Annotated in this window: 20 protein-coding genes; 5 read left to right on the top strand and 15 right to left on the bottom strand. The window is 52.1% G+C overall.

Annotated elements, in window-relative coordinates; translation table 11 throughout:
• Positions 1 to 160: 160 nt before the first annotated feature.
• The 7 genes from ACFVTB_RS12835 to ilvB form a co-directional block, all read right to left on the bottom strand.
• Positions 161 to 709, bottom strand: coding sequence for a peroxiredoxin (locus ACFVTB_RS12835; protein ID WP_387749163.1), 549 nt, complete (start codon positions 707 to 709; stop codon positions 161 to 163).
• A 131-nt stretch (positions 710 to 840) separates the two neighbouring features.
• Complete coding sequence (gene leuB, locus ACFVTB_RS12830; RefSeq protein ID WP_387749161.1) at positions 841 to 1,923, bottom strand: 3-isopropylmalate dehydrogenase; 1,083 nt, start codon at positions 1,921 to 1,923, stop codon at positions 841 to 843.
• 154 nt (positions 1,924 to 2,077) lie between these two features.
• Positions 2,078 to 2,479 carry a secondary thiamine-phosphate synthase enzyme YjbQ gene (locus tag ACFVTB_RS12825; protein ID WP_387749158.1) on the bottom strand — a complete coding sequence of 134 codons (402 nt, stop codon included), beginning with the start codon at positions 2,477 to 2,479 and terminating at the stop codon, positions 2,078 to 2,080.
• A 143-nt stretch (positions 2,480 to 2,622) separates the two neighbouring features.
• A complete protein-coding gene (locus ACFVTB_RS12820; protein WP_387749155.1) occupies positions 2,623 to 4,167 on the bottom strand; it encodes a 2-isopropylmalate synthase in 1,545 nt (514 codons plus the stop codon).
• 155 nt (positions 4,168 to 4,322) lie between these two features.
• On the bottom strand, positions 4,323 to 5,315 hold the full coding sequence (gene ilvC / locus ACFVTB_RS12815) for a ketol-acid reductoisomerase (RefSeq protein ID WP_387749152.1): 993 nt from the start codon (positions 5,313 to 5,315) through the stop codon (positions 4,323 to 4,325).
• Positions 5,316 to 5,455: 140 nt separating this feature from the next.
• The gene (gene ilvN, locus ACFVTB_RS12810) at positions 5,456 to 5,941 is read right to left on the bottom strand and encodes an acetolactate synthase small subunit (RefSeq protein ID WP_387749151.1); all 486 of its coding nucleotides are present in this window, start codon (positions 5,939 to 5,941) and stop codon (positions 5,456 to 5,458) included.
• Positions 5,938 to 7,683, bottom strand: a complete 1,746-nt coding sequence (gene ilvB, locus ACFVTB_RS12805; RefSeq protein WP_387749148.1) for a biosynthetic-type acetolactate synthase large subunit — start codon at positions 7,681 to 7,683, stop codon at positions 5,938 to 5,940. Before ilvB ends, ilvN begins: the two co-directional genes overlap by 4 nt.
• Positions 7,684 to 8,280: 597 nt before the next feature.
• Here ilvB and ACFVTB_RS12800 point away from each other — a divergent pair.
• Entirely contained in the window at positions 8,281 to 8,748 is a 468-nt protein-coding gene (locus ACFVTB_RS12800; RefSeq protein ID WP_387749146.1) for a GNAT family N-acetyltransferase, read from the top strand.
• Between the two features lie 3 nt (positions 8,749 to 8,751).
• On the opposite strand, the gene ACFVTB_RS12795 is transcribed toward ACFVTB_RS12800, so the two are convergent.
• From ACFVTB_RS12795 to ACFVTB_RS12770, 6 genes are all read right to left on the bottom strand, one after another.
• A complete protein-coding gene (locus tag ACFVTB_RS12795) occupies positions 8,752 to 9,207 on the bottom strand; it encodes a hypothetical protein (RefSeq protein WP_387749143.1) in 456 nt (151 codons plus the stop codon).
• Positions 9,208 to 9,644: 437 nt separating this feature from the next.
• The gene (rplT, locus tag ACFVTB_RS12790) at positions 9,645 to 10,004 is read right to left on the bottom strand and encodes a 50S ribosomal protein L20 (protein WP_387749140.1); all 360 of its coding nucleotides are present in this window, start codon (positions 10,002 to 10,004) and stop codon (positions 9,645 to 9,647) included.
• 49 nt (positions 10,005 to 10,053) lie between these two features.
• Entirely contained in the window at positions 10,054 to 10,254 is a 201-nt protein-coding gene (gene rpmI, locus ACFVTB_RS12785) for a 50S ribosomal protein L35 (protein WP_015842912.1), read from the bottom strand.
• A 20-nt stretch (positions 10,255 to 10,274) separates the two neighbouring features.
• A complete protein-coding gene (gene infC, locus ACFVTB_RS12780) occupies positions 10,275 to 10,772 on the bottom strand; it encodes a translation initiation factor IF-3 (protein ID WP_387749397.1) in 498 nt (165 codons plus the stop codon).
• Complete coding sequence (locus tag ACFVTB_RS12775; protein ID WP_387749137.1) at positions 10,667 to 10,927, bottom strand: hypothetical protein; 261 nt, start codon at positions 10,925 to 10,927, stop codon at positions 10,667 to 10,669. The genes infC and ACFVTB_RS12775 overlap by 106 nt, the downstream gene beginning before the upstream one ends.
• Before the next feature lie 139 nt (positions 10,928 to 11,066).
• Positions 11,067 to 12,305, bottom strand: a complete 1,239-nt coding sequence (locus ACFVTB_RS12770) for a glycosyltransferase family 2 protein (protein ID WP_387749134.1) — start codon at positions 12,303 to 12,305, stop codon at positions 11,067 to 11,069.
• Positions 12,306 to 12,373: 68 nt separating this feature from the next.
• On the opposite strand from ACFVTB_RS12770, the gene ACFVTB_RS12765 reads away from it, so the two are divergent.
• Together ACFVTB_RS12765 and ACFVTB_RS12760 are read left to right on the top strand one after the other, a co-directional pair.
• Positions 12,374 to 12,802, top strand: coding sequence for a hypothetical protein (locus ACFVTB_RS12765; RefSeq protein ID WP_387749131.1), 429 nt, complete (start codon positions 12,374 to 12,376; stop codon positions 12,800 to 12,802).
• A 139-nt stretch (positions 12,803 to 12,941) separates the two neighbouring features.
• Positions 12,942 to 13,502 (top strand): phosphatase PAP2 family protein, encoded by a 561-nt coding sequence (locus tag ACFVTB_RS12760; RefSeq protein ID WP_387749128.1) that lies wholly within the window; start codon positions 12,942 to 12,944, stop codon positions 13,500 to 13,502.
• A gap of 9 nt (positions 13,503 to 13,511) precedes the next feature.
• Here the strand turns inward: ACFVTB_RS12760 and trmB are convergent, their stop codons facing one another.
• Positions 13,512 to 14,273, bottom strand: a complete 762-nt coding sequence (gene trmB, locus ACFVTB_RS12755; RefSeq protein WP_387749125.1) for a tRNA (guanosine(46)-N7)-methyltransferase TrmB — start codon at positions 14,271 to 14,273, stop codon at positions 13,512 to 13,514.
• Between the two features lie 144 nt (positions 14,274 to 14,417).
• A complete protein-coding gene (locus ACFVTB_RS12750) occupies positions 14,418 to 14,624 on the bottom strand; it encodes a hypothetical protein (protein WP_387749123.1) in 207 nt (68 codons plus the stop codon).
• 334 nt (positions 14,625 to 14,958) lie between these two features.
• Between ACFVTB_RS12750 and mnmL the strand changes: the two genes are divergently transcribed.
• Positions 14,959 to 15,918 (top strand): tRNA modification radical SAM protein MnmL/YtqA, encoded by a 960-nt coding sequence (gene mnmL / locus ACFVTB_RS12745; protein WP_387749120.1) that lies wholly within the window; start codon positions 14,959 to 14,961, stop codon positions 15,916 to 15,918.
• A gap of 1 nt (position 15,919) precedes the next feature.
• Positions 15,920 to 16,525 carry a tRNA 5-(aminomethyl)-2-thiouridylate-methyltransferase MnmM gene (gene mnmM, locus ACFVTB_RS12740; RefSeq protein WP_387749118.1) on the top strand — a complete coding sequence of 202 codons (606 nt, stop codon included), beginning with the start codon at positions 15,920 to 15,922 and terminating at the stop codon, positions 16,523 to 16,525.
• Positions 16,526 to 16,545 lie beyond the last annotated feature (20 nt).

Raw genomic sequence — 16,545 nt, 5'->3', positions numbered from 1 at the left:
AATAACTTATTCGCCCCCCGTACTCGAAATTCCTGCTTTACAACTGTATTCCGCTCCCGCCCTGCCTAAATTATGAGAGAAGCTGACCGCTTTCACAGATACATGAAAAGAAGGCCGAGCAGCATGCCCGGCCTTCTTGTATTGTCGGCGATAAGCCTCTTTATTTCGCAACGAGATGTTGTTGACCCGGCCTCCAGTTGATCGGGCACAGACCGCCGGATTGCAAAGCTTGCAATACGCGAAGCGTTTCGTCTACGCTGCGGCCCACATCGTTATGGTTAACAACCTGATACTTGACTTCGCCTTGCGGATCGATAATGAACAGACCGCGGAGAGCTACGCCTTCTTCTTCGATCAGTACGCCGTAGTCGCTGGCGACTTTCTTCGTAAGATCGGCGGCAAGCGGGAAATTCAATTGGCCAAGGCCATTGTCGTTAACCGGTGTGTTAATCCAAGCGCGGTGGCTGTGCTTGCTGTCCACACTAACGCCAAGAACTTCCGTATTCAACTCCTTGAACTGATCCGCCGCCAGACTGAGCGCCGTTATTTCCGTTGGGCACACAAACGTGAAGTCGAGCGGGTAAAAGAATAGAACGAGCCATTTTCCTTTATAGTCCGCCAAAGATGCTTTCCCAAAGTCTTTGCCGTCTCCCGTCGCCGTTTCCATCGTAAAATCGGGGGCCGGACGTCCTACCAAACGATCTGCCATAATCAGTATCCTCCTCGTCTATCCACTCATTTTCTCTGTCTGTCGCTATCTGTGACTTTCATTGATAAATGTTATCATTAGACGATAATGAAGTCAATATAAAAACTTCTACTTTATAATAATAATTACAATTAAGCGCGTTTCATAGCAGCAATGATCAGATCGCCCATTGCCGTCGTGCCAATCGCCTTGCTCTTGTCAACGGCGATGTCGCCTGTGCGATGACCGGCGTCAAGCACGTTCTTAACAGCGTCTTCGATCACTTGCGCCGCTTCGTGGTAGCCGAACGTCAAACGGAACATAAGCGCCACGGAAAGGATTGTAGCGATTGGATTCGCGATGCCTTGTCCAGCAATGTCAGGTGCAGAGCCGTGAACCGGCTCGTACAAGCCGAAGCTGCCTTCGCCCAGCGATGCGGAGGAAAGCATGCCGATCGAACCGGTCAGCATAGCTGCTTCGTCGCTCAGGATGTCGCCGAACATATTCTCGGTTACGATAACGTCGAAGCTGGAAGGACGGCGAAGCAATTGCATTGCGCAGTTGTCGACCAATACATGCTCCAATTCAACTTCTGGATACTCAGGAGCAATCCGGTTAACGACTTCACGCCACAGGCGGGATGTTTCCAACACGTTTGCTTTATCGACCGATGCCAGACGCTTGCTGCGCGTCATCGCGATATCGAACGCTTGGCGCACGATGCGCTCTACTTCTTGCTCGTTATACGCGCAAGTATCTACCGCTTCTTGACCGTTCGCGGTTTCGCGGCGGAACTTCTCGCCGAAGTAGATGCCGCCCGTCAATTCGCGCACGACGATCAGATCGGTGCCTTCCAGCACTTCAGGCTTCAACGTGGAAGCTTCTTTCAAGCAATCAAATACCGTCGCAGGACGAATGTTCGAGAACAGACCCAGCGCTTTGCGGATTCCGAGCAAGCCAGTCTCCGGACGAAGCTCCTTCGAATTGTTGTCCCATTTCGGACCGCCTACGGCGCCGAGCAGTACTGCGTCAGCCTTTTGACAAAGCTCAAGCGTTTCTTGCGGCAGCGGCGTGCCTTTCTCGTCAATGGCGATACCGCCAAACAGGCCGCTCTCCGTTTCGAATTGATAGCCGAACAGCTCTTCCGTTTTCTTCAATACTTTAAGCGCCTCGCCAACTACTTCCGGACCGATGCCGTCGCCAGCGACAACGGCAATTTTTTTCACTTCAGCCATAATCGTTCGTACACTCCCTATTCAATCGTAATTAGTCAATTCGCAATCTATTCTCATTTGTACCATATTTCATTCTAGAAGACAAAGATATAAAATCTATCATCTCTATAGGTAATGCTTATAACGTTTATTGCAGCTTACAACCGCAACCATACTAACCCGTCATCAGCTTCACATAAAACGTGCGGGTACGCGGTCCGTCGAATTCGCAGAAATAAATGCCTTGCCACGTGCCAAGCAGCAGCTTTCCTCCGCTAATGACAATTGTCTGGCTTGTGCCGGTCGTCATCGCTTTCAAGTGGGAAGCCGTATTGCCTTCCTCATGGCGATATTTCGGGTGCTCCCACGGGTAGACCTCGTCCAGCCTCATCAGCACGTCGCGAACGACGTCGGGATCGGCGTTCTCCTGAACGGTAATGCCGGCAGTCGTATGCGGACAATAGACGACAGCCAGTCCGTCTATTATGCCCGATTGGGCTGAGGCGGCAGCTACTCGCCTCGTGATGTCGATCATTTGATCCCGACCGGACGTTTGCAGCGTTTCCTTTATCAGCATCGTCAATCGTTTCCTTTCTTTAAGGCAGGATAGAAAAAAAGAAAGCCCCGGACAGCTTCCTCCGCGGCTGCGACGGGCGTTATTCGCTCCGGCGCGCGACGGACGGACAGGCCTTCCGGGCTTTCTATGAAAACTAATAAGTATTAAATTAAGCTCATTTTGTCGCGGCGGCCCGGCGTTTTCCGTTTCTCGATCAAACGGTTGACCGCATCAACGTAAGCGCGAGCGCTCGCTTCCAAAATATCGGTGCTAAGGCCGCGGCCTTGCACGGACACTTCGTCCTGCTTCAGCACGACATGAACCTCGCCAAGCGCATCCTTCCACTTGGACACCGATTTCACTGAGTAGTCTTCCAGTTCGACGGACTCGCCCGTCACTTTATCAATCGCATTGTAGATCGCGTCTACCGAACCGTTGCCGGACGCGGTCTCCAGTTGGACGCCGCCCTCCGCCTTGCGAATACGCACGGTTGCGCTAGGTGTCGATTCGTTGTCGTAGTTGACTTGAATCGTCTCGAGCGCGAACACTTCCGGCGAATCGACGAGCTTCTCTTCCAGCATCGCACGAATATCTTCGTCCGTTACGTTCTTCTTGCGATCGGCCAAATCCTTGAACTTGGCAAAAGCCGCATTAACCGCTTCATCATCGATCTCATAACCGAGATCGATCAGCTTCTCGCGGAACGCGTGGCGGCCCGAATGCTTGCCGAGGACTAGCTTCGACTCGCGAAGACCGATCGTATCTGGCGAAATAATCTCGTAGGTTGTCTTTTCTTTCAGCATGCCGTCCTGATGAATGCCGGACTCATGCGCGAAGGCGTTAGCGCCGACGATTGCTTTGTTGCCCGGTACCGGCATGCCGGTCAGCTTGCTGACCAGACGGCTCGTTTTCGCGATTTCTTTCAAATTGAGCGTCGTTTTCGCGCCGAAATAATCGGAACGCGTCTCCAGCGCGAGCGCCACCTCTTCGAGCGCCGTATTGCCGGCCCGCTCGCCGATGCCGTTAATCGTGCCTTCGATTTGATCCGCTCCGTTCAAAATGGCGGAAAGCGCATTCGCCGTCGCCATGCCGAGATCGTTATGGCAATGAGCGCTTAATTGAATTGTTTCGATATTCGGTACGTTTTCTTTCAGCGTCTTGAAGATGTTGCCGAATTCAAGCGGATTCAAATAACCAACCGTGTCTGGAATGTTGACGACCGTCGCGCCGGCGCGAATCGCCATATCTGTCACTTCGCACAGGAAGTCGAGTTCCGTACGGCCAGCGTCTTCCGGAGAAAACTCGACCTTGCTGAAATATTGCTTCGCGTAACGGATTGCACGCTCCGCCGTCTCCAGCACCTGCTCCTTCTCCATCCGCAGCTTATGCTTGCGGTGGATCGGACTAGTCGCCAGGAAAAGGTGAATGCAAGGGTCTTGCGCGCCTATCAGCGCTTCGCGAACGGCGTCGATATCTTGCTCGCGAGAGCGTGACAAACCGATAACAGTGGCGTTTTTGACGGCACGCGCTACCGCGTTGACTGCCGCAAGGTCGCCGGGAGATGCCGCAGGAAAGCCGGCCTCCATACGGTCCACTCCAAGCTTCTCGAGCTGAAGGGCGATTTCAACCTTTTCCTTCGTATTCAGGTTTACGCCTGGAGATTGCTCCCCATCGCGCAACGTTGTATCGAAAATATATATTTTCCGCATATATGCTCGCACCTCCGGGAACAGAATGATCCCGGACCGCGCGAAGCGGTTGGCCGGATACGGCTCTCGTATCCGGTCACGCTCCGGCGAACCGGGATAACATCGTTCATTTGCAGTCTATTTGGTTCAAGCCGGCATTATAACCGGCGCCGTCATTATTTCTTGATCCAGTGCATCAGTTCGCGAAGCTGTTTGCCTGTTTGCTCGATTGGATGAGCGGCTTCGTTGCGGCGAGTAGCCGTCAGCATTGCGCGGTTCGATTGGTTTTCCAAGATGAAGTCGCGAGCGAAGCGACCCGATTGGATGTCTTCCAGAACGCGTTTCATTTCTTTTTTCGTTTCTTCTGTAACGATGCGTGGGCCCGTTACATAGTCGCCGTACTCAGCTGTGTTGGAGATGGAATCGCGCATTGTAGCAAGTCCGCCTTCATACATCAGGTCGACGATCAGCTTGAGCTCGTGCAAGCACTCGAAGTAAGCCATTTCAGGAGCGTAGCCTGCTTCAACCAGCGTTTCGAAGCCAGCTTTAACCAGCGCGGAAGCGCCGCCGCAAAGTACAGCTTGCTCGCCGAACAAGTCGGTTTCTGTCTCTTCTTTGAAAGAAGTTTCGATAACGCCTGCACGCGTACAGCCGATACCTTTTGCATAAGCAAGACCGATTGCTTTCGCGTTGCCGGAAGCGTCTTGCTCGATTGCGATCAGACCAGGAACGCCGAAGCCTTCTTGGTAAGTACGACGCACCATGTGGCCTGGCGATTTAGGAGCTACCAGGAATACGTCAGTATCTGCGTTAGGCACGATTTGGCCGTAGTGAATGTTGAAGCCGTGCGAGAACATCAGGGACGCGCCTTTTTTCAGGTTTGGTTTGATTTCTTCGTTGTAAACGCGAGCTTGCGTTTCGTCAGGCAGCAAAATTTGAACCACGTCAGCAACTTTAGTCGCTTCCGCTACAGTCAGAACTTCGAAGCCGTCTTTTTTAGCAACGTCTGCGGATTTGCCTGGACGAAGGCCGATAACTACTTTCAGGCCGCTGTCGCGAAGGTTTTGCGCTTGCGCGTGTCCTTGGCTGCCGTAACCGATAACTGCGATTGTTTTACCTTGCAGTACGCTGAGGTCAGCGTCTTTTTCATAGTACAATGTAACTGCCATGTGAATAATTGCCTCCTTTAATTTAACCCTTTTGAACGGGTGTTTAAGCAGAGAATGCCTTGCATACGGCGTTTCTCCCCTTAAACTCCCGTTCAAACGGGATTTTATACGGTAAATTGTTCTAACACTTCATTAACGCATTAACGCGCATTGCCGCGGTTAAGCGCCGTTACGCCTGTACGGGAAATCTCTTTGATGCCGTACGGCTTCATCAGCTCAATCATCGCGTCGATTTTTTCCGTATCGCCGACAACTTGTACCATCAGCGAATGCGTGCCGATGTCGACAACAGCGGCGCGGAACGTCTCGACGACGCCGAGAATTTCCGGACGCGAGGAAGGCTCGGCGCTGACTTTAATCAGCGCAAGCTCCCTCGAGACCATCGGGTTGGAGCTCAAATCGATGACCTTGATTACATCGATAAGCTTGTACAGCTGTTTCGTAATTTGCTCGAGCGTATGGTCATCGCCAGTCGTGACGATAACCATACGGGACAAGCCCGACTCCTCGCTGGAGCCAACCGTAATGCTTTCAATATTGAAGCCGCGGCGTCCGAACAAGCCGGATACGCGCTGCAGAACGCCGGGCTGGTCGTTAACGATTACTGCGATCGTATGCTTTTTCATTCCGCATCCCCCATGATCATTTCGTCGATCGTGCTTCCTTGCGCTACCATTGGATAAACGTTCTCTTCCTTGGCAACGACGAATTCCACGACCGCAGGACCCGGATGACGAAGCGCTTCTTCCCATGCGGCGCGCGCTTCTTCTTTATTAGATGCACGGAAACCTCTTACGCCGTAAGCTTCGGCCAGCTTCACGAAGTCCGGGCTGCCAGCCAAATCGATATGGCTGTACCGGTTGTCGTAAATCAGCTCCTGCCATTGACGCACCATGCCGAGTACTTGGTTGTTAATAATCGCAACCTTGACCGGAATGTTGTTGATCGCGCAAATCGCAAGCTCCTGCGCACACATTTGCATGCCGCCGTCGCCGTTGATCGATACGACAACGCGGTCCGGATTGGCCATTTGCGCGCCGATAGCGGAAGGGAAGCCGAAGCCCATTGTGCCAAGGCCGCCGGACGTTACCCAAGAACGCGGTTTGTTGAAATTGTAATACTGAGCGGCCCACATTTGATGCTGGCCAACGTCGGTCGTCACAATCGCATCGCCGTTCGTCGTGTCGTGAATCATTTCCACAACCCACTGCGGCTTCAGCACTGTGTCCGAATCTTTGTAGCTGAACGGATATTGAAGCTTGGAAGCTTGCACCTTCGCACGCCAGTCGTCCGCTTTGTCAGCCCGTTTCGCAAGCTGGTTCGCTTGCTGAAGCACCGTCTTCACGTCGCCAACGATCGGAATGTCGGTCGGCACGTTTTTGCCGATTTCGGCCGGATCGATGTCGATATGAACGATCTTCGCATGCGGCGCAAAGCCGGAAAGCTTGCCCGTTACGCGGTCATCGAAGCGAGCGCCGATGTTGATCAGCAAGTCCGCGCTTTGAATCGATTTGTTCGCCGTATACGTACCGTGCATGCCCGGCATGCCGATCCACAGATCGTTGCCGCTTGGGAATCCGCCCAGACCGAGCAGAGTCGTCGTAATCGGAATTTCCGTCTTCGTCACGAACTCGAGCAATTCTTCATGGGCGCCGGAATAAACAACGCCGCCGCCTGCCAGAATGAGCGGACGCTCTGCTTGCTCGATCGCTTTGATCAGCTTGTCGACCTGCAGCTTGTTCGGCGAAACCGTCGGATTGTAGCCGCGGATGCTCACTTCCGTTACCGGCTTGAACAACGTCTTGTTCGCGGATACGTCTTTCGGGATGTCAATCAAAACCGGCCCTTTGCGGCCTGTATTGGCAATATGGAACGCTTCGTGAATGATGCGCGGCAAATCCTCTACGTCGCGTACCAGGTAGCTATGCTTCGTGATCGGCATCGTAATGCCGGTAATATCCGCTTCTTGGAACGCGTCGCTGCCGATCAGGCTCGATATAACGTTGCCTGTAATCACGACCATCGGCACCGAATCCATATAAGCAGTTGCAATGCCTGTTACAAGGTTAGTCGCGCCCGGACCCGATGTCGCGATACATACGCCAACCTTGCCGCTCGCCCTTGCATAGCCGTCGGCCGCATGAATGGCCCCCTGCTCGTGGCGGGTCAGGACGTGGTTGAAATCGGAAAAACCGTGCATAGCGTCATAAATGTAGAGCACCGCTCCGCCCGGATAACCGAATACGCATTCCACGCCTTCCAGCACCAAACTGCGAAGCAATATTTCTGAGCCCGTAATGACTTCAGGCTGACTCAACTTTTCGATTAATTCTTGCTTTGACTTCAATGTTGCACCTTGCGTGACCATTGGTCATCCCCCTCCAAAAGCGGAAACTGCTCGCAGTTTCGCAGATTGCTTTCCCAATGCGCCGCTCCATAAGCTATTCTTTCGCTTATCGGGCTTAGCTTGGTAAATAAAAAAACCTTCCGTCTCTCGGCTTCGCTTCAAACGAAGACTCGAGGGACGAAAGGTTGATCTTCCGTGGTACCACCCAAATTCGTTACACATCTCGCGATGCATAACCTCCAGAGGTATGAACGCGTGCGCACAAAACGTTCACTACCTTCGGCACAATAACGCGTGCCCTGCGATTTTCCCTAATAGGCGAAAGCTTTTCAGGAAAACAGCTCCGAGGTGAGCTCGTAGAAAAGGGATTCTGGCGACGGTTGCAGCAATTCCGTCCGCTCTCTGTACAAAAGGGCCCTTAGCACTTCGTCCTCATCATAGCCGATACGATATAAAATAAGATTGTTTTCATTATATTCCGTCAGTTAGCGTACGTCAAGAACAAACCGCGGAACGTTCGATATTTATTTGCAGACATGGGCGCACATCTGCACTTCTGTTCATATAGTAGCATAGCCCAGTTGCGGCAATCTCATGCAGCCTAGAAAGGAAACCGCCATGATTAGAGCCCGCCATCCCAGAACTGACGATGCGGAAATTTTCAATCTGATTCGCAAGGAATTAATTCCGCTCTCGCACACTGCTCATCCGCTCGACGCCAGGCTTGTCCGCGAGCTGCCGATTCGTTTTCGGACCGGACGAACCTACGTTGCCGCCCCCGGCAAAACAGAAAAACCCTACGGCTTCGTTCGCTTCGAAATTATGGAACCTGTGCTTTTTATCGATATGCTTGTCGTCCGTGCCGACCAGCGCAACCGGGATTGGGGCAAAAAGCTGATGGCCAGCAGCGAAGCTTGCGGCTTAGCCCATCGCTGTAAGGCAGCCAAGCTGTACGTAGACGACGTAAACGGCAAAGCCATGCGATTCTACTCCCGCTTGGGCTATAAGCCTGTTCGCTACTACTCCGACCTCCGCTGCTATGAAATGGTTAAACCGCTTGCCCCTCCACCTACGTCCGCTCAATAGCGATTAATAGTATTGATTATATCCTTGGCTCGGATAACCGCCCTGATAACCACCGTAGTTCGAATAGCCGCCCGGATAGCCGTTAGAGTAGCCGCCGTCATAGCTGTTCACATACCCGCCGCCATAACCGCCTCCATAGCCTCCACCATAACTTCCACCGTAGCCGCCTCCGTAACCGCAGCCTCCACCGCAATTTCCTCCGCAGCCGCAGCCGCCTCCGCCGCCTCCCCAGGCGCCAATCGTGCCGATGGCAAGCAAATCGAACAGAATTAACGGTAAAAGAAAAAAGCCTTTGGTTTTGGCTGTTTTGCCTCTTTTCTTTTTAGTCGGCGGAGCGATAACCAGTCGGTTGTTCTGTATCCGAACGAGCTTGCCCGTTACGACTGAGCCGTCTTTCCGAATCGCATAAATGTTGCGGCCGATCAGCTTGCGCGCTTTTTCTTTGGAAACATGACTCATGCCAGATCCCCTCCTTCCCCGTAGTACATTGTATTCACGGGACGAAGGTCCGCTTGTTCGTTTGTCCGTTAGGCTGGTAAAGCGGGATGAATGTTCCCTCTCAGCAGGAAGCAAACCCTCCACTTAACTAGTGAGGGGGAAGCGCTGCGGGTCAGAGGGTTCTTCCGATCGCCATTAAAGCCTGATTCCTTTATTAGATAGAGGTTTCCGGTAGGAATCATGCTTTAAAAGCGACCACTGCCGTTTCTCCAGAATCCCTCTGACCCTCCGCTGCTCTCTTCTTTCCGTCAAGAACTGCTTTTGATGTAGAACCGAAAAATCAAATACATTTCGCCAGGAACTCGCAAATTCGATAATTCGCCTACAATTAGCACGCCTAACCAAAAAAAGAGGCTGTCCGAATATCGGACAGCCTCTCCTATATCAAACGCTCAATCCTAAGCGTTGATTTTCGCTTTAGCTACGCCAGCCAGCGAGTTGAACGAGTTGATATCGTTAACAGCCAGGTCAGCCAGCATTTTGCGGTTTACTTCTACGCCAGCCAGTTTCAAGCCGTACATAAATTTGTTGTACGACAGGCCGTTTTGGCGAGCAGCCGCGTTGATACGAACGATCCACAGTCTGCGGAAATCGCGTTTTTTGTTGCGACGGTCGCGGTAAGCGTACATCAACGATTTGCCTACTTGCTCCTTCGCTGTTTTAAACAGACGATGTTTCGAACCGAAATAACCTTTAGCTAGCTTTAAAATTCTTTTACGACGACGAGTGCGGACAAAACCGCCTTTAACTCTTGCCATGAGTGGAAACCTCCCGTAGGTTGTATTTTTCTATAATGGTCGTGCGTTACTATTTCAGGTTTGCAAGGCCTTGCTGAATGCGGCGAACGTCGCCTGCAGCCATCAGCGGCTGGCCAGCCAGAACGCGTTTTTGACGTCCCGATTTGTGGGAAAGCAAGTGATTGCGGTACGCTTTGTAGCGTTTCACTTTACCCGTACCAGTAATTTTGAAGCGGTCTTTCAGACTGCTGTGCGTTTTCATCTTAGGCATGTCGTTTATCCTCCCTTTATTTAGCTGTTGCTTTTTGGTGCCAAAATCATAATCATGCTCCGGCCTTCCAGCTTCGGCGCACGCTCAACATTGCATATTTCGGCAACCTCTTGCGATAGACGGTCCAAAATCTTTTGGCCGATCGACGCATGGGCGATTTCACGGCCGCGGAAGCGGACGGAAGCCTTTACTTTATCGCCTTCGTTCAAGAACTTCACAACGTTGCGGAATTTCGTCTGGTAGTCATGCTCGTCGATGTTGGCCCGGAACCATACTTCTTTCAGGTCAACGATCTTTTGATTCTTGCGAGCTTCCTTCTCTTTCTTCTGCTGCTCGTAACGGAATTTGCCGTAGTCCATAATCCGGCATACCGGCGGTTTAGCCGTCGGAGCAACGTTGACGAGATCGAGATTCAAATCGATTGCCATTTGAAGCGCGTCACGAATCGGCTTAATGCCGATTTGCTCGCCTTCTGCGCCAACCAGTCGTACTTCTCTTGCCCGAATCTCATCGTTGATTTGATGTTCTCTGCTAATAACGTTCCACCTCCAAATTCGTATACTTGCACATTCGCCATTGCAATAAAAAAATGCGGGTTCGCGTGAACCCGCATTCCATAACCGTCAGTCATGCTAACCGTTGCCGGCGCAATGCCGACGCATAAGTAGCTCAATCGATTATCGCGAACCAGTCAGCATGGCCGAAAGGTGAGAAGCGGGTGCTTCTTCTTGTGCGTCATATGTTGTTTCATTACTGTTACCGACATACTATAGCATAGCCGATTGAGCACTGTCAAGCGTTTTACAGCGAATTTAAAGCTGTTTGCTCTGCACTTCCTCGAGACGGATAACTCTTGTATGCTTCGTGTGGCTCCACTTCTTGTTGTTCTGCGTGAAAAACGCGTGAACGGTAATCGGCCACCACGACAGCGTGAACAGCAGGAAGGTCGGAATACGCAAGTAGAGCTTCCAGTCCACCTTGGCAAGCGCCATGGACACCGGAATTTGCATAAACACGTACAGCATGTACGGGATGCTCAGCCACAGCGGCAGCATGTTGTAAACCGACGTTACGCGAACGCCGCCCGACAATACGATATCGCCCCAAATAATCGCCGTAATAAAGAAGCCAGCCAAATAATTGTAAGCGTTGAAGACATACAGTGCAGCATCGATTTTCGTCCAGCTGCGTTCCTTAATGCCCTGCCAAAGCAGCGGCAGCATATATTTGCGTGTGACGTCGAAATGACCCTGCATCCAGCGAAGACGCTGGCGTGCGGACGCCTGGAATGTGATCGGCTTCTCGTCGAACACTTTCGCTTCGAAGTTAAATTTCGGATAGATGCCGCGTTTGATACAACGAACGGTAAATTCCAAATCCTCAACAAGGCTTGTTGCGCCCCAGCCCATTTCCTTCAGCAGCTTCGCATCGAAGCACATGCCCGTGCCGCCCAAAAAGTTGGCGAGCTTCAAGTTCGTGCGAGGCAGCTGCCACAACCGGTTGCAGAACCAGTAGTTAATGGCGTTGGCCGAGCTGACCCAGGAATCGTTCGGATTTTTCGTATCCAGATAGCCTTGGATAACTTGATGTCCGTTGCACAAATCGTTGTTCATGTATTGCAGGAAGTCGGTAGCTACCAGGTTGTCGGCGTCGAAGATTGCGACTCCGTCGTAATGCTTCGGCATTTTCCACAGCTCTTTCAGCATCCACTCAACCGCGTAGCCTTTACCCCTTTGATTCGGGTTTACCCGTTCGCAGGCGTATACGCCGTCATAGCTGTTGACGATTTTGACCGTGCCGTCGGTGCAGTTGTCGCAAATGACGAAGATGTCATACAGCTCGCGAGGATATTTCATTTTCAGCAAATTCTCGATCAGCGCTCCGACGACCTGTTCTTCGTTGTGCGCGGCGATCAGCAAAGCGAATTTCTTTTGCGGCGGATGCGACAGATCCTCTTTTTTACGATGCCAGCCGAAAAACGTCAGAAACAACTGATACAAGCCCAGCATCGCAAAAGCGATTTGAAACACAAACATAATCGTATTAAACATTCGGTACTGCCCCCTTGAGACCCCGTTTTAATTACCCGTTCTAGCCAATGGTCCCGGCTTTGTTGCCGATGTCCCCTGCGACGGGTTTTTTATTATTTATCTCTCTTGTTTGGCTTGCAGTGCTTCTCTCTCTATGTAAGCATTCTGCGACCTTTACTGATTTTCCACACAAACCCCAACTTTGTCAAAACCGTAATTTACCGCAATTCGGCGCAATCCAGCCGGAAAAACGCTTGCACGGCATTCGAATGACTTCGTTCCCTCCTTTTGCGACGTATCGCCCTTATTTTCATCCATTTTCTAATTTTTTAGCACTTCAGACCTTCAATACGGATAAAGCCGCGAAAAGTTGCCTACCGAACGGCATTTTCAGAAAAGCCCCAATGTTCCATAACAGCTTTGCCATTCACGGCATATGTAAAACGGACGACGGTTATTTTTTGTTGCAACATTGGAATTTCTTAATGATTCCAGCCAAAGCTAAATCGAGTCGTTAACGGCAAAAAAACAGCGATTGGAAACCATTTATTCAATCTTCAAATAAGAGATTGTGATTTTTTAAACACAGGGGGGCGAATTTCGTTTATAATGTTTGCGAATCGGGCTCCGGCCCGAAGCAGGTTGAGGAGGAAATCGATGAGACGAATGTTTGGATGGCTGCGAACCCGGGAGCAACAACTCATCATGTGGGTCAATCGTCGCAGGGGGCACAGAAAATTCCATCGTTGGGTCGGCAAATGGCTGTCCGTAGTCACTCATATGGGCGGAGCTACCTTCACTGTACTAAGCTCGCTGCTCTTTGCGCTTCTCGCTCCGGCGCCTTGGAACATGACCGGCTGGCATTGCTTTACGGCCGTCGTGCTAAGTCATTTACCCGTATTTATCGTGAAAAAAAAATTCAAGCGGCTTCGTCCGTACCAGGCGCTGGAAGGCGTCCAGATTGGAAGAAAGCCGCTTGTCGATTCTTCGTTCCCATCCGGTCATACGACCGCGATATTCGCTTGGCTTATCCCGATTGTCATGGCCAGCGGCTCATGGTTCGTCGTCGTGCTGCCTATCGCGATTGTGATCGGAGTATCGGTCGGATGGTCCCGAATGTATCTCGGACTGCACTACCCGTCCGATGTTGCCGTCGGCGCCTTGATCGGGACGCTGACCGCCGTTCTGGTCGAACTCAATTGGGTTACGACCGCTTAACTTAACCGCTTATTCGTCTTCTGAAGAAGCCGCCGCCGCGATTTCCGCCTCGGCGGCTTCTTTCTTGGCGTTCTCCTTCTTGTTCTCGCGATATTCGCGAAGCGCTGCTTCCCCGATAACAGCCTCAAGCCGGTAAATCGGTTGGCCTTTCCCCATAAACTTCATTTCATATTCGGTGAACACCAGATCCTCGCGAGCCCCGTTCTTATGCAGATCCAGCGATATATTTCGAAGCTGCAACTCCGTCTCTGCGAAGCTGTTTAACGAAAATTCGAACAAGGAATTGGAATCGGTCTTAAAGTGAATCTCTCCGCGTTCGTTCAGCAGCTGGCGATATTTTTCCAAAAATCGCGGATGCGTCAGCCGGCGGCGGGCATGCTTGGACTTCGGCCACGGATCGCTGAAGTTGAGATGAATCCGCGTCAGCTCGCCCGGCTCGAACATCGTCTCGATCTGCTCGATGTTGGCGCGCAGCAGCGCTAGATTTGGCGGCGAGTCGACGCCTTTCTCCTGCCAAACGTCGCGTGCCTTGTCGCTCGCTCTCCGAATAAGCTCGTCGTACATATCGACGCCAATAAAATTAATATCGGGATAACGGGCGCTCATATGGCTGATGAATCTTCCTTTTCCCATCCCGAGCTCGACATAGATCGGGTTGTCGTTGCCGAAAAACTCCCGCCACTTTCCTTTAAGCGGAGCAGCATCAAGCACAACCAGTTCCGGCTGAGATTGAATACTCTCCAGAATGCCCTTTCTTCCTCTTAAACGCATGGATATAATCCTCCTACAATCGATAAACTGTTCTTATTGTGCCCAAGAACGGTCCGCTTGTAAAGGACAGGAGAAAAAAAAGCTGCCGTCCATTCGGTTCGAGAGAACCTGCGGACGACAGCTCTTGTCAATTTTTTCGGACAATTATCTGAGTGCACTATAGTCGAGCGGTGAGCTGGACTTATCGATTTCGTAAGTTCCTTCAAGAACTTCGTTCAGCTTTTTCCTTGCCGACACTTCGACATGATGGTTGTTATGGAACCGGATGCCGCTTAGCGCCATCGCTTCTTTTACCGTTAACTCAACCGTTACTTTCTCGTCGCCATGTGGAATCTTTGTCGTTTGACTCATTTTAATCACCTCATCGATTTATTAAACAGTATTTCCAGTTAATCGACGTTCTATGACAATCGGCACGAATAGGGAATGTAAGGTTTTTTCATTGATTTGTCGCACTTTTAATATAACAGATCATGTCAGGTATTTCAAGCCCAATTTTTATGAATCCGTTTTCTTTTTCCAATAGAAAATGACCTATTGACGGAAGCAATCCGGCATGGCATTTGCAGACGATTTTCGTTAAAATAGAAGGGATGCTTAAACCGCTAAGCGTAGCGGCTGCCGGTCTTGATCGGCGGCAGCGAAATCGCTAACGCTTCTATATCGAACAAAGAAGGAGAACAGCATGCAAGCTTTGCAATTGACGCCCGGACAGCCGCAGCTGTGGGGCGATAAACGATTTCATACATGGAACTATGAGATGCGCGAGCAATTCGGAGAAAAGGTGTTCAAGGTCATGCTCGACGCCGGATTCACCTGCCCGAACCGCGACGGCACGATCGCCAAGGGCGGCTGCACGTTCTGCAGCGCGCGCGGATCGGGCGATTTCGCGGGCCGGAGAAGAGATGATTTGGTCACGCAATTCAATACGATTCGGGACCGCCAGCATTTGAAGTGGCCGGAAGCGAAATATATCGGCTATTTTCAGGCGTACACCAATACGTACGCGCCTGTCGAGGAGCTGCGCGAATATTACGAAGTTATTTTGCAACAGCCCGGCGTGGTCGGCCTTTCCATCGCCACGAGGCCGGACTGCTTGCCGGACGATGTCGTGGATTATTTGGCGGAGTTGAATGAGCGCACCTACTTGTGGGTGGAGATGGGATTGCAGACGGTTCACGAATCAACCTCCGAGCTCATCAACCGGGCGCATGATACGGCTTGCTACCTGGACGCCGTTCGCCGCCTTCGCGAGCGCGGCATCCGGGTATGCGCGCATATTATTTACGGTCTGCCGCAGGAGACCCATGAAATGATGCTCGAAACCGGGCGCGCCGTCGCCGCGATGGACGTGCAAGGGATCAAAATCCACCTGCTTCATCTCATGCGCAAGACGCCTATGGTGAAGCAGTACGAGGCCGGTCTGCTTCAGTTTTTGGAAATGGACGAATATGTGAAGCTGATCGTCGATTCGCTCGAATTTCTGCCGCCGGACATGATTGTCCACCGTTTGACCGGCGACGCGCCCCGCGATTTGTTGATCGGGCCGACCTGGAGCTTGAAGAAATGGGAAGTGCTGAATGCGATCGACGACGAGCTGAAGCGCCGCAACACTTGGCAGGGCAAGCTGTGGGGTGCAAGCTAGCATGGGGTTTCTATCCGTTCTGAGCATGGCGCACAAGTGGATTGCCGAGCGAACGCTGCCCGGCGATACCGTGATCGACGCGACGGCCGGAACCGGCGTTGACACGCTAGCGCTGGCCCGGCTGGTCGGTGCGAAGGGCTGCGTCTATGCCTTTGACATTCAGCAGGACGCGCTTGACCGGACGCGAGATAGGCTAAGTACGGCGGAAGACGCAGAGCGGCTCGGAGAAGTCCGGCTGCTGCTGTCCAGCCACGACCGGATGGCCGAGGCGATCCCTCCTGGCGCGTTGGGCCGGGCGGCAGCCGTTATGTTCAATCTCGGCTATTTGCCGGGCGGCGATCCATCCGTCATAACAAAGCCGGCTACAACGATTGCCGCTTTGGAATCGGCGCTTGCCCTGCTTCGTCCGGGAGGCATCCTCACCTGCGTCCTGTATCCTGGGCATGCGGGCGGCGACGGGGAAGCGCTGGAGGTTGAACGCTGGGCGGCCGCGCTTCCCGGAAAGCTCGGCTCCGCCGTTCTTTACCGCCAGCCTCAGCGGCCAGCCGCCCCATACTTAATTGCGGTGGAAAGAAGCAAAAGAAGAGATGAACGCGCATCCACCTAGCGCCGAGCGCTCAGCAAGTA

This window comes from Paenibacillus sp. NPDC058071 (genome assembly GCF_042885235.1).
Lineage (GTDB): Bacteria > Bacillota > Bacilli > Paenibacillales > Paenibacillaceae > Pristimantibacillus.
Note: the sequence above shows the minus strand (reverse complement) of the source record. Positions and strands in the feature narration are given on the sequence as shown.

Excerpts from the sequence above, each read along its gene's own strand:
- ACFVTB_RS12765 (WP_387749131.1), top strand. The coding sequence starts at position 12,374 with ATGTCCCCTGCGACGGGTTTTTTATTATTTATCTCTCTTGTTTGGCTT.
- leuB (WP_387749161.1), bottom strand. The coding sequence starts at position 1,923 with ATGGCTGAAGTGAAAAAAATTGCCGTTGTCGCTGGCGACGGCATCGGT.
- mnmL (WP_387749120.1), top strand. The coding sequence starts at position 14,959 with ATGCAAGCTTTGCAATTGACGCCCGGACAGCCGCAGCTGTGGGGCGAT.
- ilvC (WP_387749152.1), bottom strand. The coding sequence starts at position 5,315 with ATGGCAGTTACATTGTACTATGAAAAAGACGCTGACCTCAGCGTACTG.
- ACFVTB_RS12800 (WP_387749146.1), top strand. The coding sequence starts at position 8,281 with ATGATTAGAGCCCGCCATCCCAGAACTGACGATGCGGAAATTTTCAAT.
- ilvN (WP_387749151.1), bottom strand. The coding sequence starts at position 5,941 with ATGAAAAAGCATACGATCGCAGTAATCGTTAACGACCAGCCCGGCGTT.
- trmB (WP_387749125.1), bottom strand. The coding sequence starts at position 14,273 with ATGCGTTTAAGAGGAAGAAAGGGCATTCTGGAGAGTATTCAATCTCAG.
- mnmM (WP_387749118.1), top strand. The coding sequence starts at position 15,920 with ATGGGGTTTCTATCCGTTCTGAGCATGGCGCACAAGTGGATTGCCGAG.
- rplT (WP_387749140.1), bottom strand. The coding sequence starts at position 10,004 with ATGGCAAGAGTTAAAGGCGGTTTTGTCCGCACTCGTCGTCGTAAAAGA.
- ACFVTB_RS12825 (WP_387749158.1), bottom strand. The coding sequence starts at position 2,479 with ATGCTGATAAAGGAAACGCTGCAAACGTCCGGTCGGGATCAAATGATC.
- ACFVTB_RS12795 (WP_387749143.1), bottom strand. The coding sequence starts at position 9,207 with ATGAGTCATGTTTCCAAAGAAAAAGCGCGCAAGCTGATCGGCCGCAAC.
- ACFVTB_RS12770 (WP_387749134.1), bottom strand. The coding sequence starts at position 12,305 with ATGTTTAATACGATTATGTTTGTGTTTCAAATCGCTTTTGCGATGCTG.
- ACFVTB_RS12750 (WP_387749123.1), bottom strand. The coding sequence starts at position 14,624 with ATGAGTCAAACGACAAAGATTCCACATGGCGACGAGAAAGTAACGGTT.
- ACFVTB_RS12835 (WP_387749163.1), bottom strand. The coding sequence starts at position 709 with ATGGCAGATCGTTTGGTAGGACGTCCGGCCCCCGATTTTACGATGGAA.
- rpmI (WP_015842912.1), bottom strand. The coding sequence starts at position 10,254 with ATGCCTAAGATGAAAACGCACAGCAGTCTGAAAGACCGCTTCAAAATT.
- ACFVTB_RS12760 (WP_387749128.1), top strand. The coding sequence starts at position 12,942 with ATGAGACGAATGTTTGGATGGCTGCGAACCCGGGAGCAACAACTCATC.
- ACFVTB_RS12820 (WP_387749155.1), bottom strand. The coding sequence starts at position 4,167 with ATGCGGAAAATATATATTTTCGATACAACGTTGCGCGATGGGGAGCAA.
- ilvB (WP_387749148.1), bottom strand. The coding sequence starts at position 7,683 with ATGGTCACGCAAGGTGCAACATTGAAGTCAAAGCAAGAATTAATCGAA.